The sequence below is a fragment of the Halomonas sp. LBP4 genome, from assembly GCF_003202205.1.
Lineage (GTDB): Bacteria > Pseudomonadota > Gammaproteobacteria > Pseudomonadales > Halomonadaceae > Halomonas > Halomonas flagellata.
Window position 1 is genome coordinate 1,105,253 of record NZ_PDOG01000001.1, and the last position, 25,131, is coordinate 1,130,383.

Here is a 25,131-nt window from a genome sequence, read left to right on the forward strand (position 1 = left end):
CGTCCCGTCCTCCCTTGAACAGCGTAGCCGGTGATCCACCGGTTTGCGGGCATCGTCCATGGGCCGGGTGACACCGCGATGACAGGGCCATGAGCCAGGCATGACAGCCGGGCGCAATTGCGGGCATGCTAGAATTCGCCTTTCACCTTGACCAGGAACCGACGCGCCATGTCCCTCGACGATCTGCATCTGAACCTGCGCAACCTGACCCCGGACGACTACCCGCAGCTCCAGGCGTTGATGGATCGGGTCTACGACGACATCGGCGGCGCCTGGCCGAGACCCACCATCGACAAGCTGATCAAGGAATTCCCCGACGGGCAGCTCGTCATCGAGGACGACGCCACCATCGTCGGCGTGGCCCTGACGGCGCTGGTCGACTACGACACCTTCTCCAACCCGCACCGCTACGATGACCTGATCGGCAAGCGCGAGACCATCCTCAACGACCCGGACGGCGACGCCATGTACGGCTTGGACGTGCTGATCCATCCGGACTATCGCGGTTACCGCCTGGGCCGGCGCCTCTACGAGGCGCGCAAGGAGCTGTGCCGCTCGATGAACCTGCGGGCGATACTCGCCGGCGGGCGGATTCCCCAGTACCACGAGCACGCCCACGAACTCTCGCCGGCCGAATACCTCGACAAGGTGGCGCGCAAGGAGATCCACGACCCCATCCTCTCCTTCCAGCTTGCCAACGACTTCCAGGTCAAGCGCCTGCTGCGCAAGTACCTGCCGGAGGACGAGAAGTCCCAGGGCTATGCCACCCTGCTCGAGTGGAACAACATCCTCTTCGAGCCCGCCGAGCGGGTGCTGGAGAACCGTCCCACCCAGGTGCGGGTCGGCGCGGTGCAGTGGCAGATGCGCGAGTTCGCCTCGGTCGAGGCGGTGCTGCAGCAGATCGAGTACTTCGTCGATGCCCTGGCCGACTACCAGAGCGACTTCGCAGTCTTTCCCGAGCTCTTCAACGCCCCGCTGATGGGCCTGCAGGACCGCGCCGCCCAGCAGGACCAGATGGCCGCCGTGCGCTTCCTGGCCGGCTTCACCGACCAGTTCAAGACCGAGCTGTCGCGCATGGCGGTCTCCTACAACATCAACATCGTCGCCGGCTCGATGATCGAGGTGGGCGAGGACGACCGCCTCTACAACATCGCCTACCTCTGCCATCGCGACGGCAGCATCGAGCGCCAGGCCAAGCTGCACATCACCCCCCAGGAGCGGCGCGACTGGGTGATCGAGGGGGGCGACGAGCTGCTGGTGTTCCAGACCGATGCCGGCCGAGTGGGCATCCAGATCTGCTACGACGTGGAGTTCCCGGAACTCTCGCGCCTGCTCGCCGACCAGGACATGGACATCCTCTTCGTGCCCTTCTGGACCGACACCAAGAACGGCTACCTGCGGGTGCGCCACTGCGCCCAGGCCCGAGCCATCGAGAACGAGTGCTACGTGGTGCTGTGCGGCAGCGTCGGCAACGTGCCGTCCATCGAGAACCTGGACATCCAGTACGCCCAGTCGTCGGTCTTCTCACCCTCGGACTTCGCCTTCCCCCACGATGCGGTGCTCTCCGAGACCACGCCCAACACCGAGATGATCATGTTCTCGGACCTGGACCTGACCCGGCTGACGGTGGTGCGTGCCGAAGGCTCGGTGACCAACCTCAAGGATCGCCGCAAGGACCTCTTCGACCTGCGCTGGCGCGACTGGTCGTGGAAGTCCGGGGCGAACCTGGAAGAGAGCTGACGCCATGCTGGGCCACCTGCGCCGCTGGCGGGCGAAGAGCTTCGAGGCCCGCCACCCCTTCCCCGAGGAGGCCTGGCGGGAAGCCCGCTCGCGCCTGCCGCTGCTGGCGACGCTCGGCGACGACGATGCGGGGCGACTGGGGCGCCGTGCCTGGCGCTTCCTGCACGCCAAGCGGGTCAGCCTGCATCCCGCGCTGGTCGAGACCACTCCCTTCGACCTGCCGGCGCAGCTGGCGCTGGCCGCCCAGGCCTGCCTGCTGACCCTGGGTTGGAGCGAAACGGAACACGAAGAGGCCTTCGCCGGGGTCCACGAGATCCTGATACTGCCCGACGCCTTCCAGCGCCAGGTCGAGGAGATGGACGAGTTTGGCGTGATGCACGAATACGTCGACGAGCGAGCCGGCGAGACCTCCTCCCAGGGCCCGGTGGTGGTCGCCTTCCCCGACCTGATGGAGAGCGGCGACTGGAGCGGCTTCAACGTGGTGATCCACGAGCTGGCCCACAAGCTCGACCTGGGCAACTCGCTCGACGTGGACGGCTTTCCGCCGCTGCCTCGCGAGATCGACCCCAGGGAATGGCACCGGGTGTTCATGGGCGTATGGCAGGATCTCCGGGCGCGGCTCGAGCACGGCGAGGCCACCCCCATCGACGACTACGCCGCCAGCCACCCGGGCGAGTGCTTCGCGGTGTGTTGCGAGCACTTCTTCACCGCCCCCGATGTGCTCCACCGGGCCTATCCCGAGCTCCATGCGCTGCTGGTGCGCTACTTCCGGCAGGATCCGCTGGCCCGGCAGCCCGCCCGGAGCGAACCGACACCATGAGCCGACGCCTGGCGATCCCCCTCCTGCTGGTCCTGGGACTGATAGCCCTGGGCGTGCTGTGGCAGTGGCTGGCCATGCAGGACCTGCTGACGGTGGAGAGCCTGATGAGGCTGGTGAAGGGCTCGGTGGCCTGGCGCGATGCCCCCTGGGCGGTGCTGGTGGTCATGGGCCTCTATGCCGGGGCATCGCTGGTGATGTTCCCGCTGAGCCTGCTGGTGGCCCTGACCGGCCTGCTGTTCGGCCCCTGGTGGGGCTTCGCCTACGCCCTGGCCGGCACCCTGGCGGCCTCGATGCTGACCTGGTGGGTGGGGCGCCGGCTGGGGCGGGACGCCCTGCTGCGCCATGGCGGGCACCGCCTGCACGGCCTGTCCCGCTACCTTGCCGGCCGCGGCATCCGCACCATGACCCTGGTGAACCTGCTGCCGCTGGCCCCCTTCACCCTGACCAACCTGATGGCCGGCGCCTTCCACCTGCGCTTCCGCGACTACATGATCGGCTCGACCCTCGGCATCATTCCGGGGCTGGCCGGGGTCACGCTGCTCGGCAGCCAGCTCGGGCAGCTGGCCACCGCCGAGAGCCGCGGCGAACTGCTGTGGGCGGCGGGGGGACTGCTCGTCGGCGTCCTGCTGCTGGTCGGGCTCAAGCGCTGGGCCGACCGTCGGCGTCGTCGGGACCATCCCTGACCCGGCCCTACTTCGGCGGCGGCCCGGGCCCGCCCGGCCACCAGGAGGGGCGCTCCTGCTCCCACTCCTCATGCACCAGATGGCGCAGCAGGCGTCCCCGATAGCGAAGCATCTGCCACTCGGCACCGAGGCGCCCCCGCACCCACTCCCAGCCGCCGTCATCGGCGTGGGTGAAGGGGCCACCCCGGGCAATCGCCCGCCGGTAGACCGCCAGGCAACGCTCAGCGCAGTGGCGCTCATCAAAGGCCTCTGCCGTGGCCAGGGCCGCCCGGCGCAACAGCTCGCGCCGCGCTGGCGGGGCCAGCTCGATGATGGCCTCGGCCATGGCCTCGTCATCGTCCCCGATCAGCAGGCGTCCGTTGTAGCCATCGCGCACCACCTCCCGTACTCCCGGGGCGGAGATCGCCACCACCGGCAGTCCCGCGGCCATCGCCTCCGCAATCACCATCCCCTGGGTCTCGCTGTGCGAGGCGAAGGCGAAGAGGTCCATGGCGTGGTAGGCATCGATCAGCGCCTGACCGTGCAGCCTTCCCGTGAAGTGGAAGCGCTCGGCCACGTCATGGTCGGCGGCGATGGCCGACATGGCGTGACGGGCCTCTCCCTCGCCAACCACCAGGAAATGCGCCTCGGGCAACTCGGCCAGGGCCCTGGCGACCGCTTCGGCCAGCAGGGTCAGGTTCTTCTCCCTGGCCAGGCGCCCCAGGTGGCCGACCACATAGGCATCGGCCGGAATCCCCAGCCATTCCCGCCAGCCACGACCGTCACCCAGGACGAAGCCTAGCGTGTCGACCCCGCTGGGCACCACGCTGAGCGCCGGGTTGGCCTCGCGCTCGCGAAGCAGGTCGCGGATGCTTTCGCTCGGGGCGATCACCTCGTCGCACAGCCAGGTGTACTGGGTGGCCAGGGCAATGGCGAAGCGCTGCATGCGCGGCGAGTCGCCGGGCACATAGTGGGTGTAATGCTCGTAGAGTGTGTGATGGGTGAACACCAATGGCAGGCCGTAGGTCTCCGCCGCCCGGGCCGCGGTATCGCCGAGCAGGAAGGGATGATGGGAGTGCACGATGTCCGGTGCGAAGGTCTCGATGGCATCGATGAGCTGTCCCGGGATCGGGACCGGCAACGAGAAGTCGCTGCCATTGAAATGCTGTACCGCCGCCACTCGCACCACATCCGTTTCGTGCTCGGGCTGCCCTGCGAGCCTCGGTGCCACGACCAGCACCCGGTGCCCGACGGCCTGCAATCGGCGCTTCAACCGCTGCACCGACTCGCTGACCCCGCCGACGATGGGCAGGTAGGTATTGGTGAACATCAGCACATTCACGGCGACTCCCCACTCCCGGTAAGCGGGCCAGGCTGCAGAGGCGGCACCCGCTTGACCATCTCCTGTTCAAGATAGGCGACAAACGCCCGGATGCGCGCCGGCACATGGCGCCGCTGCTGGTAGATCGCATGGAAGTCGGCCCGCACCCCCTGCCAGTCCGGCAGCAGCTCGACCAGGGCGCCGCTGGCCAGGTGCCGGTGCACGTCCCACCAGGAGCGCAGGGCAATACCGTGGCCGTCCAGCGCCAGGCCGACGATCACCTCGCCATCGTTGCTGGCGAGCGGGCCGGCGACCTTCACCGCCTGCTCCTCCGCCGGGCGACCGCGCTTCTGGAAACGCCACACGGCGAAGTCGCTGTCGTTCTCGCGCAGCAGCAGGCAGGCATGTCGGGTCAGGTCGGTCGGCGCGCGCAGCGGGGGGAGGGTCGCCGCCAGGGTCGGGGAGGCGCAGAGTATCCGCCGGCTGGCGAGGATCCGCCGGGCCACCAGCCGCGAGTCCGGCGGCTCGCCCACCCGGATGCCGATATCGAAGCCCTGGTCGCCCAGGCTGAGCGGGAAGTTGGAGAGCTCCAGTACCCCCTCGATGCCGGGATGCTCGCGGCAGAACGCCGAGAGCAGCGGCGCCACATGGCGGCGACCGAAGCCGAAGGTGGAGTGGATCCGCAGGGGGCCGGAGAGCTCGGCCTGATGCTCGCCCAAGGTCTCCTCGAGCTCGTGCAGCTCCTCGAGGATCGCCGCCCCGCGAGCCAGATAGAGCTCACCTTCGGTGGTCAGGGTCAGGCGCCGGGTGGTGCGGCTGGCGAGCGCCACCCCGAGCCGCCCCTCGAGCTGCTTGAGGCGCTTGCTCACCGCCGACAGCGACACCCCCAGCTCACGCGCCGTGGCGGTGAGGCTGCCGGCATGGGCCAGGCGCTGGAAGAAGGCCAGGTCGTCGAACTGGGCCATCAGCGTTCCCCCCGATCAAGACACTCTCCACTTTCACTCAACAATAAATTGCATTGTACCCCGATTATCTCGTCATGGTCACAGACTAGACTGGACTGACTCGATCATGTCCCTGCCCCAGGAGGAGTTCCATGTCCCATCGCATCGCGGTCATCCCCGGCGACGGCATCGGCACCGAAGTGATGCCGGAAGGCCTGCGGGTTCTCGAGGCCGCCGCCAGGCGCTTCGACCTCGACCTGACCCTCGAGCACTTCGATTTCGCCTGCTGCGACTACTACCTCGAGCACGGCCAGATGCTCCCCGACGACTGGTTCGACCGGCTCAAGGACTTCGACGCCATCTTCTACGGCGCCGTGGGCTGGCCGGAGAAGGTGCCGGACCACATCTCGCTGTGGGGTTCGCTGCTGCAGTTCCGCCGCCAGTTCGACCAGTACATCAACCTGCGGCCCTGCAAGCTGCTGCCGGGCATCAAGAGCCCCCTGGCCGACCGCCGGCCCGGCGACATCGACTTCTACGTGGTGCGCGAGAACACCGAGGGCGAATACTCCAGTGTCGGCGGCAGGATGTTCGAGGGCACCGAGCGCGAGGTGGTGATCCAGGAGACGGTGATGACCCGGGTGGGCGTCGACCGGGTGCTGAAATACGCCTTCGACCTGGCGGCCACCCGCCCCCGGAAAAAGCTCACCTCGGCCACCAAGTCCAACGGCATCGCCATCACCATGCCCTGGTGGGACGAGCGGGTGAAGGCGATGAGCACGAACTATCCCGACGTCAGCGTCGATGCGTTCCATATCGATATCCTGACCGCCAACTTCGTCATGCACCCCGACTGGTTCGACGTGGTGGTGGCCAGCAACCTGTTCGGCGACATCCTCTCCGACCTGGGCCCGGCCTGCACCGGCACCATCGGCGTGGCGCCCTCGGCCAACATCAACCCGGAAGGCAAGTTCCCGAGCCTGTTCGAGCCGGTCCACGGCAGCGCCCCGGACATCGCCGGCAAGGGCATCGCCAACCCCATCGGCCAGATCTGGTCGGCCGCCATGATGCTTGAGCACCTGGGCCACAAGGAAGCCGGCAAGGCGATCGTCGATGCCTTCGAGGCCGTTCTGGCCGAGGCCGACCCGGCGGTGCTGACCGCGGATGCCGGCGGCCACGGAACGACCGAGACCCTGGGCCGGGCCATCGCCGAGCGCCTGGCAGCCGGCTGATTCCCGCCCCGTCACCGACAGCGCCCCGCCCGGGAAACCGGGCGGGGCGCTGTGCGTTCGGGGAGGCGGTCGATCACCCCGCGAGGCGGGCGGCGATCCGCGCCACATGCTCGCCCATCGTGCCAAGGTCACGGCGCGATCCACCGAGTTTCAATATCGCACCCGGCACTTTCATCGGGCCGACGTCGCCCCTTGAGACACGGGACCCGGCAATGGAAGGTGTTCCTCGACCGGCCCGACAACCCGACCCCAAGGTGGCCCCATGCCCTTCGACACGAGTCTCGCGCAGCACTGCACCCGCCTGCTGAACCGCGACACCGCCATGACCCACCACCACGGCGCCCGGCAGGCCGACCCGGGCCTCGAGATCACCGAGGTACGCCGCGATCATGCTGTCTGAGTGGCTGACGCTGAGCCTCGAGGCGCGTACCCCGGAGCGTCCGGAAGGTCGCATCCCCGGCGGGCGCTACCGGCTGCTCGGCCCCGGGCTGCTCGAACTCATCCCCGATCAGCCAGGCGAGGCGCCCCGCGCCACCGTGCTCTCGGCCGGCATCCACGGCAACGAGACCGCCCCCATCGAACTGCTCGGCGAGTGCCTGGCACGCCTCGAGGCGGGTCTCACCCGGCTGGGCGCGCCGGTGCTGGTGATCCTCGGCAACCTCGAGGCGATCCGCCGTGCCGAGCGCTACGTGAGCACCAACCTCAACCGGCTGTTCCGACGCGATATCGATGAGGTGGGGATGGAGCCCGACCGGGCCCGTGAGCTGATGGCCGCCGTGGACGGCTTCCATGCCCGCCACCCGGCACACTCGCGACTCCACTATGACCTGCATACGGCGATCCGCGACAGCCGCTACCCATGCTTCGTGGTCAGCCCCTACGCCGCGACCGCCGTGGCCCCCGAGCAGTGGCGCTGGTTCGCCGCCGCCGGCATCCAGGCGGTGCTCCACCAGCACCGCCACAGCTGGACCTTCTCCCACTACTCGAAGCACTATCACGGCGCCCAGGCCTTCACCCTCGAGCTCGGGCGTGCCCTGCCCTTCGGCCACAACGACCTGGCGGCCCTGGCCCCCATGGGGCGGCTGCTCGAGTCGCTGATCGCCGGACGCGAGCCGGCCGCCGGCGACCCCGGGCGGATGGCCTTCTTCCAGGTCGAGCACGAGTTGATGCGCGAGGCCGAGGCGTTCCGGCTCTGCTTTCCCGACGACACGCCCAACTTCACCGAGTTCGCCCCCGGCACCCTGCTGGCCGAGGATGGCAAGGCCGGCGACTACCGGGTCGGCGCGACGCCCCTGCGGGTGGTCTTTCCCAATGCCCAGGTCGAGCCGGGAGCCCGGGCGGCCCTGCTGGTCAGCCCCGCGTCGGCACCCGAGACCTGATCGCGCCGCACAGGATCCAGTGGCAAAAACACGAATCCACAGACGAAAACATGGCAAAACTACAACAAACCGGAGACAACATCATGATGATGATCCATCAAAAGTCATACCAAAGTCGAACACCTGTTCCTCAGCGCTCCGCTGCCGAAAGCCCGACGGACTGTTAGAATCGCTCCCTTTTCGCGCCACTCACCCCTGGCGGCGCGTCGCCCGTGGCGACCTTACCTGACCTGGAGCCCGTTCCATGGCCGATACCCCGATTCCGCTGGAAGTGCACGACATCAAGAAGCGCTTCGGCGACACCGAAGTCCTCAAGGGCCTGTCGCTCAAGGCCCACAAGGGGGACGTCATCACCCTGATCGGAGCCTCGGGTTCCGGCAAGAGCACCTTCCTGCGCTGCATGAACCTGCTCGAGCAGCCCGACGAGGGCGACCTGATCGTCCACGGCGAGAAGATCCACTTCAAGCAGACGCGGCATGGGCGCGAGCCCGCCGACTGGAAGCAGGTGGTACGCATGCGGGCCAAGCTCTCCATGGTATTCCAGAGCTTCAACCTCTGGGCCCACATGACCCTGCTCGAGAACGTCATCGAGGCCCCGGTCCATGTGCTCGGCAAGCCGAAGAAGGAGGCCGTCGAGCAGGCCCGGGCGCTACTCGAGCGCGTCGGCCTGAGCGCACGCGCCGACGCCTACCCCGCCCAGATGTCCGGCGGCCAGCAGCAGCGTGGCGCCATCGCCCGGGCGCTGGCCATGGACCCGGAGGTGATGCTGTTCGATGAGCCCACCTCGGCGCTCGACCCGGAACTGGTCGGCGACGTGCTCAAGGTCATGCGCGACCTGGCCGAGGAGGGGCGCACCATGATCGTGGTCACCCACGAGATGGCCTTCGCCCGCGATGTTTCCTCCCAGGTGATCTATCTGCATCAGGGCCGGGTGGAAGAGGCCGGCCCTCCCGGCGAGGTGCTGGGCAACCCACGCTCCGAGCGTCTCAGGCAGTTCCTGGCGCCCAAGCACTGAGGCGGCCCGGATGAGGAGAACTCCATGATCGACCTCCATGGCTACGGCCCGCGCCTGCTGGAAGGGGCGCTGATCACCATCGAACTGGCGGTGCTGTCGCTGATCCTGGCCATTGTGTTGGGGCTCGCGACCGCCAGCGCCAAGATGTCGCGCAACTGGTTGCTGCACCGCACCGGTACCCTCTACACCACCGTCATCCGCGGCGTGCCCGACCTGGTACTGATGATGCTGATGTTCTTCGGTGGCCAGATCGGCATCAACATGGTCACCGACTGGCTCTATGACCGGTTCGGCATCGACACCTTCATCAACGTCAACGAGTTCGTCGCCGGGGTGATCACCATCGGCCTGATCTTCGGGGCCTACATGGGCGAGACCTTCCGCGGTGCCTTCATGGCGGTGGAAAGTGGCCAGATCGAGGCCGGCCGGGCCTACGGCATGAGCCACTGGCTGGTGTTCCGGCGCATCCGCTTCCCGCAGATGATGCGCCACGCCCTGCCCGGGCTCTCCAACAACTGGATGGTGCTGCTCAAGACCACCGCACTGGTCTCGGTGATCGGGCTCTCCGACATGGTTCGCGTCGCGGCCGAGGCGTCCAAGGCCACCCGCGAGCCCTTCACCTTCATGATCATCGTGGCCGCCATCTACCTGCTGATCGCCAGCGTCTCGGAATGGGGCTTCGCGCGCCTGCAGAAGCGCTACAACGTCGGCTACGGGGAGGCGGACTGATGGAGGCACTACTTGCCCAGCTGGAAGCCCAGCTCGCCGACAACAGCATCTTCACCCTGCAGACCCTCTCCTACTACGGCGAGGGCCTGGTCACCACGGTGCAACTGGTGTTCCTGTCACTGATCATCGGCCTGGTGGCGGCGGTGCCGCTGGCCATCGGCCGTGGCTCGCGGAGGCGCTGGGTGAAGATGCCCATCTTCCTCTACACCTATGTGTTCCGCGGCACACCGCTGCTGGTCCAGCTCTACCTGATCTACTATGGCGTGGTCTTCGTCGAGGGCATCCAGGAGTCCTGGCTGTGGGTGATCCTCGAGAAGCCCTTCGTGCCGGCCCTGATCGCCTTCACCCTGAACACCGCGGCCTATACCACCGAGATCTTCCATGGCGCCATCAAGGCCACCCCCAGGGGCGAGATCGAGGCGGCGCGCGCCTACGGCATGTCCCGGGCGTTGATGCTGCGGCGCATCGTGCTGCCCAGCGCCTTCCGCCGCGCCCTGCCGGCCTACGGCAACGAGGTGATCTTCATGCTCCACGCCAGCGCCATCGCCAGCGTGGTGACCATCATGGACCTCACCGGGGCGGCTCGCTTCGTCTATGCACGCTTCTATGCCCCCTTCGAGGCCTTCCTGTTCGTCGCGGCGATCTATCTCTGCCTCACCTTCGCCATCCTCTACCTGTTCCGCTACCTGGAACGTCGCCTGCTGGCTCACCTCAAGCCGGCCAGCGGCTGACAGTCGACGACAAGGAGCGTCAAACAACCGTTGGGAACCAGCGTTCGAATCCGGCCGGTTCCCTCTTCCGACGTGCCCAGGCATCCGTTATCTTGGGCGGGTCATCGCTCACGAAGCGACACTACCAATAACAGGGGAAATCACCCATGAAGCTCCAGACTATCCTGAGCCTCGGCGTGCTCGGCGCCGCCATGATCGCCGGCAGTGCCAGTGCCGAGGTCCGCGATATCCGCATCGGCGTCGACGTGCCCTACGAACCCATGGAATACCGCACGCCCGATGGCGAGTTGACCGGGTTCGACATCGACCTGGGCAATGCCCTGTGCGCCGAGATCGGCATCGAATGCGAGTGGGTCGTGCAGGGCTGGGACGGGATCATTCCCGGCCTGATGGCGCGCAAGTACGACGCCATCATGTCGTCGATGACCATCAACGAGCAGCGCCGCGAGCAGGTGCTGTTCTCCGACCCCTACATCACCCCGCCATCCGCCTGGTTCGCCCCCGCCGACGTGGAGATCGGCACCCCCTCCGAGGAGAGCCTGGAAGGGCTGACCCTAGGCGTGCAGCGCGGCACCCTGCAGGACAACTACGTGACCGACCTCTATGGCGACGTGGCCGAGGTCAATCGCTACGCCACCGCCGACGACATGGTGCTGGACATGGACTCCGGCCGTCTCGACGCCGTCTTCCTCGACTTCCCGATCGGCAAGTCCACCCTGCTGGACAGCGAGGCCGGAGATTACAAGCTGGTCGGCGAGATGATCACCGAGCCCCAGGAGTACTTCGGGGAGGGCTTCGGCATCGCCTTCCGCCAGCGTGACCAGGAACTGGCCGAGGCCTTCAACGAGGCACTCGCCACCCTGCGTGAAAACGGCACCTACGACGAGATCCACGAGCGCTATTTCGGTAAAGAATAAGCACGGCAAGGAATGATCCCCGCCCGACCTCCTCTCCCGGCCCGGCCGGGGGAGGAGGCTTGCCGGGCATGGCGCCACCGATCAGCCGCCGCGATGCGGGCCCGGCACATGGCTGCTGTCGACCAGCCCGGTCGACTCCTCGGCGGGCAACGGCTGGGACAGTTCCTGCAGGATGCCGCAGTGGCCGGAGTCGGCCTTGCCCCTGCAGCGCGAACGCAGATTGACTAGTGCCTCGCGCAACGCCTGGAGCTGCGACAGGCGCGCCTCCACGTGCGCCAGGTGGTCATCGATCAGGCCGTTGACGGCATCGCAGGGCTGGCGCGGGTGATCGTGGTAGTCCAGCAGGGTGCGGATCTCGTCCAGCGTCATGTCCAGCGCGCGACAATGGCGGATGAAACGCAACCGCTGTGCATGCGCCTCGGCGTAGAGCCGGTAGTTGGCCTGGCTGCGCGCCGGCTCGGGCAGCAGCTCCTCACGCTCGTAGAAGCGAATGGTCTCTACGGCGCACCCCGTGCGCCGGGCCAGCTCGCCGATCTTCATGCCTCGCGCCTCCGGTCACCCTACCTTATAGTCACTATAGGGTATGTGCCCCGCAACGGTGAACCACCAGACGTTACGCGAGGACGGCTCGACCATCGTGATTGGCCTGATGGTCGTAAACGCCTAATCTGGGCAAATCCAACCAGACGCTCCAGGGACGACGATGATTCGCACCTTCCAGCTCAATCGCCAGACCATCCAGGAAGTCTCCGAGGACACCCGGCCACTGTCCGAGCGCCTGGCCCAGGCGACCTGGATCGATGCTCACGAACCCGACGAGGACGAGCGCGAGCGGCTCAATGCCTTCCTGGCCGATGAACTGCCGGCCACCGACGACGTCGAGGAGATCGAGTCATCGGCGCGCTATTTCGTCGACGCCGACGGCATTCACGTGCACTCGCTGTTCCTGTCGCAGAGCGAGGGACGCCACGGCAACACCACCGTCGCCTTCATCCTGCAGCCCGAACGGCTGATCACCTTCCGGGACACCGAGATCGCCGACTTCCGCCTGCTGCGCTTGCGTGCCCGCAGTGGCCAGGTGGAAGCCGACTCGGCGCAGAGCTTGATGCTGACGATCTTCGAGCAGAAGGTGGAAAACCTCGCCGATACCCTGGAGGACGTTCACCGCAAGCTCGAGGACGTCAGCCACCTGGTGCTGGAGGAGGACGACTCAGACCTCGAGGATGCCATCGACCAACTGGCCAAGCTCGAGGACAGCAATGGCAAGATCCGTCTGTGCCTCATGGACACCCAGCGCTCGATGTCCTTCCTGATCCGCCACCTGCGCGTCCATGCCGAGCTCCAGGAAACGGCCCGCGAGGTCAAGCGCGACGTCGATACGCTGATGACCCACACCGCCTTCCTGTTCGACAAGATCAACTTCCTGATGGATTCCACCCAGGGCTTCATCAACATCCAGCAGAACCAGATCATCAAGACCTTCTCGATCGCCGCCGTGGTCTTCCTGCCGCCCACGATGATCGCCAGCATCTACGGCATGAACTTCGACGTCATGCCCGAGCTGTCCTGGCCCGTCGGCTATCCCTTCGCCCTCGGCCTGATGGCCATTGCCGGCATCTCGCCGTACCTGTACTTCAAGCACAAGAACTGGCTATAGCACAGCGTTGCCGCTTGACCCTGTAGTGGCTACAGGGTGTGTCATCAGCATAGACGATGGCAAGGAGCCCGACATGACCACGAAGTCTACCTGCGACAGCTGCTGCACCGGTCACGCGCCACCCCCACCGGCCTCCCGTGAGGCGCCGCCTCCGGGAACACGCCCCCTGCGCCTGCATATCGAGGCCATGGACTGCCCCACCGAGGAGACGCTGCTGCGCCGTGCCCTCGAGGGCATGCCGGGCGTCGAGACGCTGGAGTTCGACCTGATCGGCCGTGTACTGACCGTTCACCACCGCGACATCGACGAGGACGCGATTCACCGGCGCATCGCGTCCACCGGCATGACACCGGAAGCCCTCGACCCAAGCCGTCGGACCGAGGCCGCCAGCAGGGGCGAGAACTGGTGGAAGCTGGGCATCGCCGCCCTGGTGGCGCTGGCGGCCGAGGTGAGCGAGTGGCTGGCGCTGGCCACCCCCTGGTTGCCCGCCCTGCTGGCGCTGGTGGCCATCGCCATGGTGGGGCTGCCGACCTGGAAGAAGGGCTTCATCGCCCTGCGCCACCGCACCCTGAACATCAATGCGCTGATGAGCGTGGCGGTGGCCGGAGCGCTGCTGATCGGCCACTGGGCCGAGGCGGCCATGGTGATCGTGCTCTTCACCCTGGCCGAACGTATCGAGGCGCGCTCCCTGGGCCGCGCCCGCCACGCCATCCGTGAGCTGCTCTCGCTGGCCCCGGAGCAGGCCACGGTCGAGCAGGCCGATGGCCGTTTCGCGCTGCAACCCGCCGAGGCGGTCGCGCCCGGCAGCCGGGTCCGGGTGCGCCCCGGCGAGCGCATCGCCCTGGATGGCGAGATCGAGGCCGGCCACCCGGCACTGGACGAGTCGCCCATCACCGGCGAGAGCCTGCCGGTGGACAAGGCACCGGGCGACACCGTCTTCGCCGGCACCGTCAACCGTGACGGCGAGTTCACCTACCGCAGCACCCGGGCCGCCGCCGACACCACCCTGGCGCGGATCATCCACGCCGTCGAGCAGGCCCAGGCCAGCCGCGCCCCCACCCAGCGTTTCATCGACCGCTTCGCCGCCGTCTACACTCCGGTGGTGCTCGTCCTCGCCGGGCTCACCGCCCTGCTGGCCCCCTGGCTACTCGGCGTCGCCTGGCTGGAAGGCATCTACCGCGCCCTGGTGCTGCTGGTGATCGCCTGTCCCTGTGCCCTGGTGATCTCCACCCCGGTGACCATCGTCAGTGGCCTCTCCGCGGCGGCCCGGGCCGGGATCCTGATCAAGGGGGGGACCTTCCTCGAGCAGGGGCGTCGCCTGCGCACCCTGGCCTTCGACAAGACCGGCACCCTGACCCGCGGCGCGCCCACCCAGTGCCACTGGCAACCGCTGGACGAGGCCGCCGGCGATGACGAACGCCGCCGGCTGAGGGCACTGGCCGCGGGACTCGCCGAACGCTCGGGCCATCCGGTCTCCCGGGCCCTGGCCCTGGCCGCCCGGGAGGAGGGCATCGCGGCACTCGAGGTCGAGGCCCTCAACGAGCAGCCCGGCCGCGGCGTCACCGCCATGGTCGAGGGGCGCCCGGTCTGGCTCGGCAACCGCCGCCTGCTGGAAGGCTTCGCCCGCCCGGACGAGGCCCTGGAGGCACGACTCGGCGCCCACGAGGCCCGCGGCGAGACGCTGGTGATCCTCGGTGAAGGGGACCGGCCGCTGGCACTGTTCGCGGTGAGCGACCCGCTCAGGCCCGAGAGCCGCGAGGCCATCGCCGACCTGCATGCACAGGGCGTGACGACGCTGATGCTCAGCGGCGACAACCCGGCCAGCGTCGCCGCCATCGCCGCCGAGGCTGGCATCGATGAGGCGCGGGGACAGCTGCTGCCGGAGGACAAGCTGACGGCCATCGAGGAACATGCCCGACACGGCGTCGTCGGCATGGTCGGGGACGGCATCAACGATGCACCGGCGCTGGCCCGCGCCGATATCGGCTTCGCCATGGGCGCCGCCGGCAGCGACACCGCCATCGAGACCGCCGACGTGGCGCTGATGGACGACGACCCGCGCAAGCTGCCGGCCTTCGTGCGACTCTCGAGGGCTACACGCGCCGTGCTGATGCAGAACATTGTCTTCGCCATCGGCATCAAGGTGGTATTCCTGGCCCTGGCCTTCAGCGGCCACGCCACCCTGTGGATGGCGATATTCGCCGATATGGGGGCCAGCCTGCTGGTGGTGGCCAACGGCCTGCGCCTGCTCACGGCCGGCGAGGCCCGGCACCGTGGTGCGGCGGCGACCGGCACCGGCCAAGCGGCGCCGCAGCCCGCCCGATCATGACGACGAGGGGGGTCAGCGCAGTACGCGACGCACCAGCAAAGGCCCCAGCGTCTCGAAGACCACGGTGGAGGCCACCACCGCCGCGAGCAGCAGCGCCCCCTGCTCGGGATAACGCTCCACCGCCAGCAGCGCCATGCCCATGGCGATGCCGGCCTGGGGCGTCAGCGCCAGGCCGATATCGTGGGGCAAGCGGGTACCGCGTTGCCGCGCCAGGTGGCCTCCCAGCACGCCGCCCAGGTAGCGCCCCGCCAGGCGCAGCGCGATATAGGCCAGGGTGAGCCAGAGGGCGTCGCCCAGGTGGCGCAGGTCGATGCTGGCCCCGGAGAGCACGAAGAAGAACACCAGGAAGGGCCACTCGATGTGCTCGATCTCGTTGAACGAGCGCGTATGGTGGGAGGAGAGGTTGGCCACCAGGGCACCGGCGATCATCGCCGCGAGCAGGGCCGAGACCTCGAGCCAGGTGGCGAGCCCGGCCAGCAACAGGATCAGTGCGATCGCCTCGACCTGGGTCGGCTCGCCGGGTCTCAGCCGCCCCGTCAGCCAGGCCGCCGGTAGCCCCACGGCGGCGCCGAGCACCAGCGCGCCGCCCAGTTCCCAGCCGGCCTGTGCCAGCGCCAGGCCGCCGTTACCGGAGAGCAGCCAGCCGAGCAGCGCCATGGCCAGCCCGAAGACGAGAATCCCCCAGGCATCGTCGATAGCCACGATGCCCATCAGCAGGCGGGCGCGCAAGCGGGTATCGCCACTCTCGTGCACCGTCTCGCTGACCGCCGCCGGGTCGGTGGCCACCGAGATGGCGGCCAGACTCACCGCCACCGCCAGCGGGAAACCGAGCAGCAGCAGGCCGGCACCCACGAACAGCACCCCCATCACGATCACCGCCAGCGAGACGATTACGATCAAGGGGCCGGTGCTGCGCAGCCGCTCCGGGGTCAGCTCGCCCCCCAGCAGGAAGGCCACCATCACCAGCGCCACCTGGATCAGCGGCTCGCTCAGGCCATCCAGCGGTCGGGCCCCGGTCTGGCCCAGGCCCCACTGCTGGGCGGCCGCCACCCCGACACCCACCAGCACCAGCAACGAGATGCGCGGCAGGCGGGTACGACTGGCCACCGCATCGGCAAAGATGCTCAGGCTGAGGATGAGTCCCAGGAGGATCAGGTTGGCCGTCGCGGTACCGGGCTCGGCCATGGGCCACTCCCAGGATGTGTCAGCCGTCATCTCCGCCACCCTCCATGGCCCGCTTCATGAAGTTCAGGATCCAGCGCACCATCAGGGTATCGTCCACCGGGGCATTGAGCGAGGCCTGGCCCTCGCGCACCCGATGGGCGCCCACCAGCTCGCGGCGCAGCTGCATCAGGTCCCGGGAGTAGGGTTTGGCGAATTCCGGGTGGCCCTGCACGCCGAGGAAGTGTTCGCCGACCTGCATCAGATAGACGGGACAGAAGTCGCTTTCCGCCAGCACGCGGGTCTGTGGCGGCAGTTCTTCCACCTGGTCCTGATGGCTGACCACCAGGTCGAGCCCCTCCTGCCACGGCTCCATCCAGCCGGCACGCTCGGTGACCCGGTTGAACGACACCCCCACCCCCCAGCCGCGGGGGCTCTTGACCACCTCCCCGCCCAGCGCCCTGGCGATCAGCTGGTGGCCGAAGCAGATGCCCACCAGCGGCTTGCCGGAATGCCACAGCTCGCGCACGAAGCCGCACAGCGCGTCGACCCAGGCCAGGCCGTCGTTGACACCGAACTTCGATCCGGTGGTCAGCCAGGCGTCGACGGCGTTCACGTCGTCGGGGATCTCGCCGTCGAGGCAGCGCCAGACGCGGAACGTCAGGGTCGGATCCACCGATGTGAACAGGCGCTGGAACATCTCGGGGTAGTTGCCATGCGCCTCGCGCAGCTCCGGCGCCACGTCGTCGCATTGCAGAAGTCCGATATGCATCGATGAATCTCCTTGGCAGCTTAGAGGCGTCCTTCGACAGCCTTGACGAAGATCTCGCGATACTCACCGGCCTCGAAGGCGACGGGATTGGTACCGGAGGAGGGATCCGCCACCGCCATCTGCCCGACCTTGTCGGCCTGGCGGGTGTCGATGTCGAGCTCGGCCAGGGTATGCGGGATTCCCAGCCGCTCGCGCAGCTCCAGCACCCAGTCGATCACCGTCGCCGTGCCGGGCTGACGCAGGTCGAGGTAACGCGCCAGCCGCACCATGGGTTCGCCGATGGCGCGCTCGTTGGCGCGCAGTACATAGGGCATCAGGATGGCATTCAGGGTGCCGTGGTGGGCGTCATGCAGGGCCCCCAGCGGATGGGCCAGGGCATGCATGGCCCCGAGCCCGCGCTGGAAGGCGGTGGCCCCCATCATCGAGGCCACCAGCATGTTCATCCGCGCCTCGAGATCGCCGCCGTCCCTGAAGGCGCGCGGCAGGAAGTCGCGGATCCGGCGCATGCCTTCCACGGCGATGCCCTCGGCCATGGGGTGATAGAGCGGCGAACACCAGGCCTCCAGGCAGTGCGACAGCGCATCCATGCCGGTGGCGGCGGTGATCGCCGGCGGCAGGCCGAGGGTCAGTTCGGGGTCGAGGATCACCGTGGCCGGCACCATGCCCGGGTGGAAGATGATGCGCTTGACGTGCGCGACCTCGTCGGTGATCACCGAGGCACGCCCGACCTCGGAGCCGGTGCCCGCGGTGGTGGGCACGGCGACGATGGGGACGATGGCCTCGCCATCGGCGTGCTTCCAGTTGTCGCCGACATCCTCCAGCGCCCACAGCGACAGCTCCTCGCGCTGGCGCGCCATCAGCGCCACGGCCTTGGCGGCGTCGAGCCCGGAGCCGCCACCGAAGGCGATCACCCCGTCGTGGCCGCCTTCGCGGAAGGCCGCCACGCCATCCATGACATTCTTGCCGGTGGGGTTGCCCTTGATCTCGCTGAACACGGCGATGCCCAGCCCGGCATCCGCGCAGGCCTGGACCCGCTCGCGCACCATCGCCAGCCCCGCCAGGCCCGGGTCGGTGACCAGCAGCGGCGCGCGCATGCCCAGCGCCTGGCAAGCCCCGGGCAACTCACGGATGCGTCCGGCACCGGTCAGGATCTGGGCCGGATAGTGCCAGCCGGTGGTGAATCGACTCATATCGTCTTGGCTCATCGTATCCTCTATCGTCATGTCGCGGAGTTCGAAGCCATACCCGTCCCGGGAGCTGTCAGCTCGAAGCCCGAAGCTCGAAGCTCGAAGCTCGAAGCTCGAAGCTCGAAGCTCGAAGCTCGAAGCTCGAAGCTCGAAGCTCGAAGCTCGAAGCCAAGCCTTGATTCGCCACACAAGCCCTCAAGGGGTTTTCTTGCAGCTTACGGCTTCCAGCTTACAGCTCCCCGAAGGGGCTCAAGCATGCTTCAGATGGAAGGATTTCGGCCTCGTCAGGGTCTCGTAGCCGAGCCGCGACAACGAACAGCCACGGCCGGATTGCTTGATGCCGGTCCAGGCCAGTTCGGGGTCCAGGTAGTCGCAGCGGTTGGTGAACACCGTGCCGGCCTCGAGGCGCCGGGCGATGGCCTCACCGGCGGCGATATCGCGGGTGAAGACCGCCGCCGTCAGGCCGAAGTCGCTGTCGTTCATCAGACGCACGGCCTCGTCGTCGGAGTCCACCGGCATGATCCCCACCACGGGGCCGAAGCTCTCCTCGTGCATGACCCGCATGGAGTGGTCGACGCCGGTCAGCACCTGGGGCGCCAGATAGGCGCTGCCCGGCGTGGACAGCGGATAGTCGCCGGGATCGATCCAGGCCTGGGCGCCGGCCGCCACCGCCTCCTCGACCTGGCCGCGCACGAAGTCCGCCGCCGCCGGCTTGACCAGCGGGCCCAGGGTGGTCGCGGCGTCGGTGGGGTTGCCGAGCCTGAGCCGGCGAACCCAGGCCACCGCACGCGCGACGAAGGCGTCGAAGATCTCGCGCTGCACGTAGATCCGCTCGATGCCGCAGCAGCTCTGGCCGGAGTTGAAGAAGGCGCCGTCCATCACCCCCTTGATGGCAGTGTCCAGATCGACGTCGGCGCGGACATAGGCCGGGTCCTTGCCCCCCAGCTCCAGACCGGTGGCGATGAAGCGCCCGGCCGCGTTGCGTTCGACCATGGCGCCGCCGCCCACCGAACCGGTAAAGGAGACATGCTTGATGCGCGCATCGCGAATCAGCGCCTCGGTGGCCTCGTGCGACAGGTGCAGGTGCTGGAAGACACCCGGTGGCAGCCCCGCCTCGTCGAAGGCCTGCTGGAGGCGCTCGGCGCACAGCGGCGTCTGGGCCGAGTGCTTGAGGATCACCGAATTGCCGGCCATGATCGCCGGCACGATGGCGTTCACCGCGGTCATGAAGGGGAAGTTCCAGGGCGCGACGATGAAGGACACGCCCAGCGGTTCGCGGGTGATATAGCGGGTGAAGCCCGGCTTGTCGGGAAGTTCGATCGGCGCCAGCGCCGACTCGGCCAGGCCGATCATGCCCCGAGCGCGCTCCTCGAAACCCTTGATCTCGCCGCCGGCGGCGGCGATCGGCCGGCCCATCTGCCAGGTGAGTTCCTCGGCCAGTTCGTTGCGGCGGGCGACGAAGGTATCGACCATCGCCGAGCACAGCCGGGTACGCTCGCAGAGCGGCACCTCACGCCAGGCCCGCTGAGCCACCACCGCCCGTTCAAGGGTCGCCTCCACCTGGGCCGCATCGGCCTGTTCCCGCTCCACATAGATCGAGCCGTCGACCGGGGAAATCGTTCTTTGTATGGCCATAGTGTCTTGATCCTCTCGTTACAGGCGACGAATCGTGTAAAGCCTCGAGCCACGAGCTTCGAGCTGCGAACCCCAAAACCGCCCGTTAGCCCGTCGCCCGTCGCCCGTCGCCCGTCGCCCGTCGCCCGTCGCCCGTCGCCCGTCGCCCGTCGCCCGTCGCCCGTAGCCCGTAGCCCGTAGCCCGTAGCTCAGATAATCTCGAAGTACCGATCCAACTCCCAATCCGTGATATGGCGGCGGAACTGCCGCTCCTCCCACTCCCGCGTCGCGGCGAAATGCTCCACGAACGCATCGCCGAACAGCGCGCGGGCCGCCTCGGAGGCCTTCAGCCGCTGGGCGGCCTCCCACAGGGTGCGCGGCAGGGCCAGGTGCTCGGGATGGTCGAGCTCGTAGGCATTGCCCTCGACCGGTTCGTCGGGCTCGAGTCGCTGTTCGATGCCGTAGAGCCCGGCACCGATGGCCGCCGCCAGCGCCAGGTAGGGGTTGGCATCGGCGCTGCCGAGGCGGTACTCGACACGCTGGGACTTGGCGCTGCCGGGAATCACGCGTAGCGCCGTGGTACGGTTCTCCACCCCCCAGGTGGCTTCGGTGGGCGCCCAGAAACCGGGAATCAGGCGCGTGTAGCTGTTGATGGTCGGTGCGAACATGGCCAGGAATTCCGGCATCAGCTTCTGCTGGCCGGCCACGAAGTGACGCTGGATATCGCTCATCTGATAGGGCTTCTCGGCAGCGAAGAACGCCGAGGCGCCACTGTCGATCTCCCGTAGCGACAGGTGGATATGCCCGCTCTGGCCCGGGTAGTCGGGCGACCACTTGGCCATGAAGGTGGCCATCAGGCCACGGCGCTGGGCCCAGACCTTGGTGAAGACCTTGAACAGCGCGCCCTTGTCGCCGGCGGCCAGGGCGCCGTCCACGCCAATGGCCGCCTCGAGAACGCCGGGGCCGGTCTCGGTGTGCAGGCCCTCGATAGGGAAGTCCATGGCTTCCGACAGCGCCAGCAGCTCATGATAGAGCTCGCTGTGCACCGAGCTGCGCAGCATCGAATAGCCCATCATGTCCGGCGTCAGCGGCTTGAGGTTGCGAAAGCCCTTCTCGCGCACCGACTCCGGCGTCTCCTGGAACAGGAAGAACTCGTACTCCAGCGCCCCGAAGGCCTCGAAGCCCATCCCGCGTCCGCGCTCGAGTACGCGCTTCAACAGCCCACGCGGGCAGAGCTCTTCGGCCGGGCCGTCGAACTCGGCCAGGAACAGCAGCATGTCGTCGCCCTCGCAGGACAGCTCGCGACAGCTGCCGGGGATGACCTTCAGCGGCGCATCGGGATAGCCGGTATGCCAGCCGGTGAAGGTGACGTTGTCGTAGAGCTCATCCTTGCTGTCCCAGCCCAGCACCACGTCGCAGAAGGCGAAGCCGTCCTCCAGGGCCGAGAAGAACTTGTCGCGGTGCATGTACTTGCCGAGCATCACGCCGTCGATGTCGAACATGCCCACCTTGACGTGGCTCAGGCCGCGCTCCTCGACGATCCGTCGGGCATCCTCCGCGGTCTTGACGTCTCTCGCTTGCATTCGGCTCATCGCGCGTTCCTCAGTCTCTCATTGTTGTTGGAACACAAGGCTTTGTCCTCCACCCACCGGGACCCGGCGCATACCTGCAGTGTGATGCGGTTTCGAGACGCTCCGCAAACCGCAATGGCGGTTCCCCCTCGTGCCCCCGCTCGCCGACGGGGAACTCCCGCCGCCGTTTTCCGGTCAACAGCCACCATTGCCAATGGTGCCACCCCGTCATCACCACATGGAGGTCTCGATGACTGCCCAGGCCGCCGCGACTGCCGCCGCCCGCCCCTCCTCCACCTGGACCGGCTGGGGACAGTGGCTGGCGCTGGCCACCATGACCATCGACCACCTGACCCGCTACGTGCTGCCGGTGAGCTGGGAGCTCGACTGGGCCGGCTCCTCGATCGGGCGCATCGCCTTCCCGCTGTTCGCCGCCATGGTCGCCTGGCACGGCCTCTTCAACACCCGTAACCCGCTGCGCTACGCCCGGCGCATCCTGGTGATCGGCCTGGTCGCCCAGTGGCCCTACATGATGATGCCGCGAGCCTCGGATGCGTTCCTGCTCAACGTCTGCTTCACCCTGGCCGCGGGGCTGGCCTGGGGCGCCTGGCTGCGCGGCCTGCTCGCCCGCCACCACCGCGGCGACCTGGAGGTGCCCTGGCTGGTCCTCGCGATCGTGGTCTCGCTGGCGGTCTGGCAGCTGCTCGGCGGCTGGGTCGAGTACGGTCACCGCGGCCTGCTGCTGATCCCGCTGCTCATGCTCGCCCTGCACCGGCTGCACCAGGCCGGCGACGCCCTGACCGAACGCCTGGCGGCGGTGGCCTTCACGGTGCCGGTGCTGATAGTGGCCGGGCTGATGAACAGTTCCGACATGGCCAAGTCGTTCACCGTCGCCACCTGCCTGGCGGTGCTGTGGCTGGCCGCCGGCGCCCATCGCCTGACCCCCGAGGTCCCGAACGCCATGCCGAGACGGCTATGGCTCACCTGGTACCCGGGCCACTTCGCGCTGATCGCGCTATGGCTGTGGCTCAGCGGCACCATCGGCTGACTCGGGCCGTGGGCGTCGTGCCGGCTGACACCGCCGAGGTGGTGGTTTGTCACGCCCGACTTGACCTGTGTCAGGTCGTTCATCCGTGCGTGGTCCACACTGACACCAGGCAACATCCGTTTACCCCATGATTCAGGAGTTCACATGGCACGTCATGACAAGGGCGCCGGCCCGTGGCTGGTCCTCGGCCTGCCGATTGCCCTCGGACTGGCCTGGATCACCCAGGGCACCGGGGTGGTCGGCAACGATCACGAGCGCAATATCCATATCCCCGATGAGCTGACCATGCCGTTGCAGGTGCAGGCGGCCTACAACGGTGAGCAGATCTTCTTCCGCTACCGCTGGCCCGCCGAACGCGCCCACGTCTATCACGACATGTTGCGCTTCGAGGACGGCGAATGGATCCGTCACGGCAACTCCCGAGCCGGTCCCGATCCCGACGGTACCTATGAGGACCGGGTGGCCATGCTGGTCGACGACGGTGGCGTGCCGGACTTCGGCCGCTACGGCGGCTACGTCACCGTCGGCGACCGGATGCGTTTCTTCAGCGACTCGGCCTCACCGGCAGACGTCACCGCCCATCCGCACCTGGGCGAGCGGCTCGGCCATAGCGACGTGCGCAAGTACCTGCCGGGCACGCGGACGGACCAGCATGACTGGCGCAGCGTGGTGGATGCCGACGTCCTGGCGACCCAGCGCGAGGCCGGCTACTTCCTCGACCTCTGGCACTGGCGCGCCGGACGCTCCAACCCCATCGGCGCCTCCGATGACCAATGGATCGGCGAGTATCGCAACAGCGACGCCGGCAGCGGGCCCTACACCACCAACTGGGACGCCGACAACAACCGCCCGCTCTGGATGCTCGACCCCGAGCAGACCGGCCAGCGCGCGCTGCGCTGGGAGGACGTGACGTCCGGCCAGGTCGACTTCGACGGCCTCTACTACCTGTCCGAGGCCAACCGCACCGACTTCGACCCCGATCACGACTGGCAGAACGGCGACGTGATCCCGCGCCGCCTGCTGCGCGATCCCGCCGGCTCCCGCGGCGACATCGCGGTGCACGGCCAGGCCCGCTGGGAGGACGGCCACTGGGACGTGACCCTGGTGCGCGACATGGATACCCGCAGTCCACTGGACGACAAGGCCTTCCGCGACCAGGGCGTCTACGACATCGCCATCGCCGTGTATCGCAATGCCACCGGCAGTCGCTGGCACTACGTCTCGCATCCCCATTCACTGGGGCTCGGCCGCCATGCCGACATCCAGGCCCAACGTATCGACGGCGATGCTCCCGACTGGTCCGACGACTGGCTCGAGATGACCCTGTTCTACCCCGGGCAGGTGGACTGGCCGCTGCTGGTCAGCCGCGCCCACGCCGGGGCCGAGGACATCGCCGCCGGGACGCCGGTTCGGCCCCGCCACAGCGAGAAGCAACTCGCCCTCTACGGCGTGGAGAGGGAGTTCAACGACGCCATCACCAGCCGCTGGTGGATGACCCTGGCCGCCGGCCTGATCGCCATGCTCGGCGTGACCCTCGCCCTGCTGCCCGCCTTCCGCCCGACTCGCCGAGGAGACCGCTCATGACCGGTATGCACCATATGCTCGTCCATTTCCCGGAGGCGTTCTGGGCGCTGGCCACCCTGTTGATCCTGGTCGGCGCCTTCCTGCCCGGCCGGATGGCCGAGCTCAGCCGCGCCGCCCTGCTGCCGGTGCTGGTGCTCAGCCTGCTCGGCGCCCTGGCCTCCATCGTCAGCGGCAGCCTGGTCTGGCCGCTGGAGGCCAACCTGGCAAGCCCGATGGTACGCAACCATATCCTCATGGCGCTCTGGTCGCTGGGCCTCTACGCCATGCTCACCGTGCTGGTGTGGCGCGCCGGCGACGCCGCCTTCGACGGTGCCCGGCGCTGGGTGCTGGTACTCCTGGCGCTGATCGGCGGACTGCTGTTCGCCACCACCGGCACCCTGGGTGGCCACCTGGCCGGCGCGCCGACCCGGTTCTCCGATCTGCTGCGCCTCACCGGCTGGGAGGTCTACACCACCTTCTACAGCCCGCTCTGGGTCATCACCGTGATGGTGCTCATCGGCCTGGCCTGCGGCGCCCTGGGCATCATGACCCGACGCCAGGCCCGCTGACGCCCCCGCCGGCACGCTCCGGCACGCTCCGGCAGAACGCCGAAGGCCCCACACGCGGGGCCTTCGGCGTTTCGGTCGTCTCCCGACGTGACACCAGGCCGTCACGACATCGACTCTATTCGTTCATGCCGATGCAATATCCCCTGCCGACCATGGAGCTCCCCGTGACGTCA

General features: G+C 68.0%; 23 protein-coding genes. 15 read left to right on the forward strand and 8 right to left on the reverse strand.

Going from position 1 to position 25,131, the window contains the following annotated elements; translation table 11 throughout:
• Window positions 1-168: 168 nt before the first annotated feature.
• The 3 genes from CR157_RS05105 to CR157_RS05115 are packed head-to-tail and all read left to right on the forward strand — an operon-like array spanning window position 169 to window position 3,243.
• Window positions 169-1,740 carry a bifunctional GNAT family N-acetyltransferase/carbon-nitrogen hydrolase family protein gene (locus tag CR157_RS05105; protein WP_110282415.1) on the forward strand — a complete coding sequence of 524 codons (1,572 nt, stop codon included), beginning with the start codon at window positions 169-171 and terminating at the stop codon, window positions 1,738-1,740.
• Window positions 1,741-1,744: 4 nt separating this feature from the next.
• Window positions 1,745-2,560: a zinc-dependent peptidase gene (locus tag CR157_RS05110; protein ID WP_110282416.1), complete on the forward strand. Its 816-nt coding sequence runs from the start codon at window positions 1,745-1,747 to the stop codon at window positions 2,558-2,560.
• Window positions 2,557-3,243 (forward strand): TVP38/TMEM64 family protein, encoded by a 687-nt coding sequence (locus tag CR157_RS05115; RefSeq protein WP_110282417.1) that lies wholly within the window; start codon window positions 2,557-2,559, stop codon window positions 3,241-3,243. The genes CR157_RS05110 and CR157_RS05115 overlap by 4 nt, the downstream gene beginning before the upstream one ends.
• A gap of 7 nt (window positions 3,244-3,250) precedes the next feature.
• Here the strand turns inward: CR157_RS05115 and CR157_RS05120 are convergent, their stop codons facing one another.
• The gene (locus CR157_RS05120) at window positions 3,251-4,564 is read right to left on the reverse strand and encodes a glycosyltransferase (RefSeq protein ID WP_110282418.1); all 1,314 of its coding nucleotides are present in this window, start codon (window positions 4,562-4,564) and stop codon (window positions 3,251-3,253) included.
• Window positions 4,561-5,508: a LysR family transcriptional regulator gene (locus CR157_RS05125; RefSeq protein ID WP_110282419.1), complete on the reverse strand. Its 948-nt coding sequence runs from the start codon at window positions 5,506-5,508 to the stop codon at window positions 4,561-4,563. The genes CR157_RS05120 and CR157_RS05125 overlap by 4 nt, the downstream gene beginning before the upstream one ends.
• A gap of 131 nt (window positions 5,509-5,639) precedes the next feature.
• Here CR157_RS05125 and CR157_RS05130 point away from each other — a divergent pair, with 131 nt between their 5' ends.
• From CR157_RS05130 to CR157_RS05155, 7 genes are all read left to right on the forward strand, one after another.
• On the forward strand, window positions 5,640-6,716 hold the full coding sequence (locus CR157_RS05130) for a tartrate dehydrogenase (protein ID WP_110282420.1): 1,077 nt from the start codon (window positions 5,640-5,642) through the stop codon (window positions 6,714-6,716).
• 262 nt (window positions 6,717-6,978) lie between these two features.
• Window positions 6,979-7,116, forward strand: coding sequence for a hypothetical protein (locus CR157_RS22510; RefSeq protein ID WP_181421967.1), 138 nt, complete (start codon window positions 6,979-6,981; stop codon window positions 7,114-7,116).
• Window positions 7,106-8,095, forward strand: a complete 990-nt coding sequence (locus CR157_RS05135; protein ID WP_110282421.1) for a succinylglutamate desuccinylase — start codon at window positions 7,106-7,108, stop codon at window positions 8,093-8,095. The genes CR157_RS22510 and CR157_RS05135 overlap by 11 nt, the downstream gene beginning before the upstream one ends.
• Window positions 8,096-8,339: 244 nt before the next feature.
• Window positions 8,340-9,110 carry an ABC transporter ATP-binding protein gene (locus tag CR157_RS05140; protein ID WP_110282422.1) on the forward strand — a complete coding sequence of 257 codons (771 nt, stop codon included), beginning with the start codon at window positions 8,340-8,342 and terminating at the stop codon, window positions 9,108-9,110.
• A 24-nt stretch (window positions 9,111-9,134) separates the two neighbouring features.
• Complete coding sequence (locus CR157_RS05145) at window positions 9,135-9,839, forward strand: ABC transporter permease (RefSeq protein ID WP_110282423.1); 705 nt, start codon at window positions 9,135-9,137, stop codon at window positions 9,837-9,839.
• Window positions 9,839-10,570, forward strand: a complete 732-nt coding sequence (locus CR157_RS05150; RefSeq protein WP_110282424.1) for an ABC transporter permease — start codon at window positions 9,839-9,841, stop codon at window positions 10,568-10,570. The genes CR157_RS05145 and CR157_RS05150 overlap by 1 nt, the downstream gene beginning before the upstream one ends.
• 146 nt (window positions 10,571-10,716) lie before the next feature.
• Window positions 10,717-11,487 (forward strand): ABC transporter substrate-binding protein, encoded by a 771-nt coding sequence (locus CR157_RS05155; protein ID WP_110282425.1) that lies wholly within the window; start codon window positions 10,717-10,719, stop codon window positions 11,485-11,487.
• An 81-nt stretch (window positions 11,488-11,568) separates the two neighbouring features.
• On the opposite strand, the gene cadR is transcribed toward CR157_RS05155, so the two are convergent.
• Complete coding sequence (gene cadR / locus CR157_RS05160; RefSeq protein WP_110282426.1) at window positions 11,569-12,027, reverse strand: Cd(II)/Pb(II)-responsive transcriptional regulator; 459 nt, start codon at window positions 12,025-12,027, stop codon at window positions 11,569-11,571.
• Between the two features lie 163 nt (window positions 12,028-12,190).
• Here cadR and corA point away from each other — a divergent pair, with 163 nt between their 5' ends.
• Window positions 12,191-13,144: a magnesium/cobalt transporter CorA gene (gene corA / locus CR157_RS05165; RefSeq protein WP_110282427.1), complete on the forward strand. Its 954-nt coding sequence runs from the start codon at window positions 12,191-12,193 to the stop codon at window positions 13,142-13,144.
• A gap of 73 nt (window positions 13,145-13,217) precedes the next feature.
• On the forward strand, window positions 13,218-15,473 hold the full coding sequence (locus CR157_RS05170; protein WP_110282428.1) for a heavy metal translocating P-type ATPase: 2,256 nt from the start codon (window positions 13,218-13,220) through the stop codon (window positions 15,471-15,473).
• A gap of 12 nt (window positions 15,474-15,485) precedes the next feature.
• On the opposite strand, the gene CR157_RS05175 is transcribed toward CR157_RS05170, so the two are convergent.
• From CR157_RS05175 to CR157_RS05205, 5 genes are all read right to left on the reverse strand, one after another.
• Entirely contained in the window at window positions 15,486-16,688 is a 1,203-nt protein-coding gene (locus CR157_RS05175) for a cation:proton antiporter (protein ID WP_110282429.1), read from the reverse strand.
• Window positions 16,678-17,406, reverse strand: a complete 729-nt coding sequence (locus CR157_RS05180; protein ID WP_110282430.1) for a glutamine amidotransferase-related protein — start codon at window positions 17,404-17,406, stop codon at window positions 16,678-16,680. Before CR157_RS05180 ends, CR157_RS05175 begins: the two co-directional genes overlap by 11 nt.
• Window positions 17,407-17,426: 20 nt before the next feature.
• Entirely contained in the window at window positions 17,427-18,611 is a 1,185-nt protein-coding gene (locus CR157_RS05185) for an iron-containing alcohol dehydrogenase (protein WP_219999876.1), read from the reverse strand.
• Window positions 18,612-18,842: 231 nt separating this feature from the next.
• On the reverse strand, window positions 18,843-20,228 hold the full coding sequence (locus tag CR157_RS05195; protein ID WP_110282431.1) for an aldehyde dehydrogenase family protein: 1,386 nt from the start codon (window positions 20,226-20,228) through the stop codon (window positions 18,843-18,845).
• Window positions 20,229-20,416: 188 nt separating this feature from the next.
• Complete coding sequence (locus tag CR157_RS05205; RefSeq protein ID WP_110282433.1) at window positions 20,417-21,799, reverse strand: glutamine synthetase family protein; 1,383 nt, start codon at window positions 21,797-21,799, stop codon at window positions 20,417-20,419.
• A gap of 229 nt (window positions 21,800-22,028) precedes the next feature.
• Between CR157_RS05205 and CR157_RS05210 the strand changes: the two genes are divergently transcribed.
• The 3 genes from CR157_RS05210 (at window position 22,029) to CR157_RS05220 (ending at window position 24,958) form a co-directional block, all read left to right on the forward strand.
• Window positions 22,029-22,826 carry a TraX family protein gene (locus tag CR157_RS05210; RefSeq protein ID WP_110282434.1) on the forward strand — a complete coding sequence of 266 codons (798 nt, stop codon included), beginning with the start codon at window positions 22,029-22,031 and terminating at the stop codon, window positions 22,824-22,826.
• A gap of 144 nt (window positions 22,827-22,970) precedes the next feature.
• On the forward strand, window positions 22,971-24,410 hold the full coding sequence (locus CR157_RS05215) for an ethylbenzene dehydrogenase-related protein (RefSeq protein ID WP_240567010.1): 1,440 nt from the start codon (window positions 22,971-22,973) through the stop codon (window positions 24,408-24,410).
• The gene (locus CR157_RS05220; protein WP_110282435.1) at window positions 24,407-24,958 is read left to right on the forward strand and encodes a heme ABC transporter permease; all 552 of its coding nucleotides are present in this window, start codon (window positions 24,407-24,409) and stop codon (window positions 24,956-24,958) included. Before CR157_RS05215 ends, CR157_RS05220 begins: the two co-directional genes overlap by 4 nt.
• Window positions 24,959-25,131: the final 173 nt, after the last annotated feature.

Bases quoted from the DNA above. Each gene is read 5' to 3' on its own strand.
- CR157_RS05115 (WP_110282417.1), top strand. From the start codon at position 2,557: ATGAGCCGACGCCTGGCGATCCCCCTCCTGCTGGTCCTGGGACTGATA.
- CR157_RS05135 (WP_110282421.1), top strand. From the start codon at position 7,106: ATGCTGTCTGAGTGGCTGACGCTGAGCCTCGAGGCGCGTACCCCGGAG.
- CR157_RS05140 (WP_110282422.1), top strand. From the start codon at position 8,340: ATGGCCGATACCCCGATTCCGCTGGAAGTGCACGACATCAAGAAGCGC.
- CR157_RS05110 (WP_110282416.1), top strand. From the start codon at position 1,745: ATGCTGGGCCACCTGCGCCGCTGGCGGGCGAAGAGCTTCGAGGCCCGC.
- CR157_RS05205 (WP_110282433.1), bottom strand. From the start codon at position 21,799: ATGAGCCGAATGCAAGCGAGAGACGTCAAGACCGCGGAGGATGCCCGA.
- CR157_RS05210 (WP_110282434.1), top strand. From the start codon at position 22,029: ATGACTGCCCAGGCCGCCGCGACTGCCGCCGCCCGCCCCTCCTCCACC.
- CR157_RS05175 (WP_110282429.1), bottom strand. From the start codon at position 16,688: ATGACGGCTGACACATCCTGGGAGTGGCCCATGGCCGAGCCCGGTACC.
- CR157_RS05220 (WP_110282435.1), top strand. From the start codon at position 24,407: ATGACCGGTATGCACCATATGCTCGTCCATTTCCCGGAGGCGTTCTGG.
- corA (WP_110282427.1), top strand. From the start codon at position 12,191: ATGATTCGCACCTTCCAGCTCAATCGCCAGACCATCCAGGAAGTCTCC.
- CR157_RS05195 (WP_110282431.1), bottom strand. From the start codon at position 20,228: ATGGCCATACAAAGAACGATTTCCCCGGTCGACGGCTCGATCTATGTG.
- CR157_RS05150 (WP_110282424.1), top strand. From the start codon at position 9,839: ATGGAGGCACTACTTGCCCAGCTGGAAGCCCAGCTCGCCGACAACAGC.
- CR157_RS05155 (WP_110282425.1), top strand. From the start codon at position 10,717: ATGAAGCTCCAGACTATCCTGAGCCTCGGCGTGCTCGGCGCCGCCATG.
- CR157_RS05145 (WP_110282423.1), top strand. From the start codon at position 9,135: ATGATCGACCTCCATGGCTACGGCCCGCGCCTGCTGGAAGGGGCGCTG.
- CR157_RS05215 (WP_240567010.1), top strand. From the start codon at position 22,971: ATGGCACGTCATGACAAGGGCGCCGGCCCGTGGCTGGTCCTCGGCCTG.
- CR157_RS05180 (WP_110282430.1), bottom strand. From the start codon at position 17,406: ATGCATATCGGACTTCTGCAATGCGACGACGTGGCGCCGGAGCTGCGC.
- cadR (WP_110282426.1), bottom strand. From the start codon at position 12,027: ATGAAGATCGGCGAGCTGGCCCGGCGCACGGGGTGCGCCGTAGAGACC.
- CR157_RS05130 (WP_110282420.1), top strand. From the start codon at position 5,640: ATGTCCCATCGCATCGCGGTCATCCCCGGCGACGGCATCGGCACCGAA.
- CR157_RS22510 (WP_181421967.1), top strand. From the start codon at position 6,979: ATGCCCTTCGACACGAGTCTCGCGCAGCACTGCACCCGCCTGCTGAAC.
- CR157_RS05185 (WP_219999876.1), bottom strand. From the start codon at position 18,611: ATGAGCCAAGACGATATGAGTCGATTCACCACCGGCTGGCACTATCCG.
- CR157_RS05125 (WP_110282419.1), bottom strand. From the start codon at position 5,508: ATGGCCCAGTTCGACGACCTGGCCTTCTTCCAGCGCCTGGCCCATGCC.
- CR157_RS05170 (WP_110282428.1), top strand. From the start codon at position 13,218: ATGACCACGAAGTCTACCTGCGACAGCTGCTGCACCGGTCACGCGCCA.
- CR157_RS05105 (WP_110282415.1), top strand. From the start codon at position 169: ATGTCCCTCGACGATCTGCATCTGAACCTGCGCAACCTGACCCCGGAC.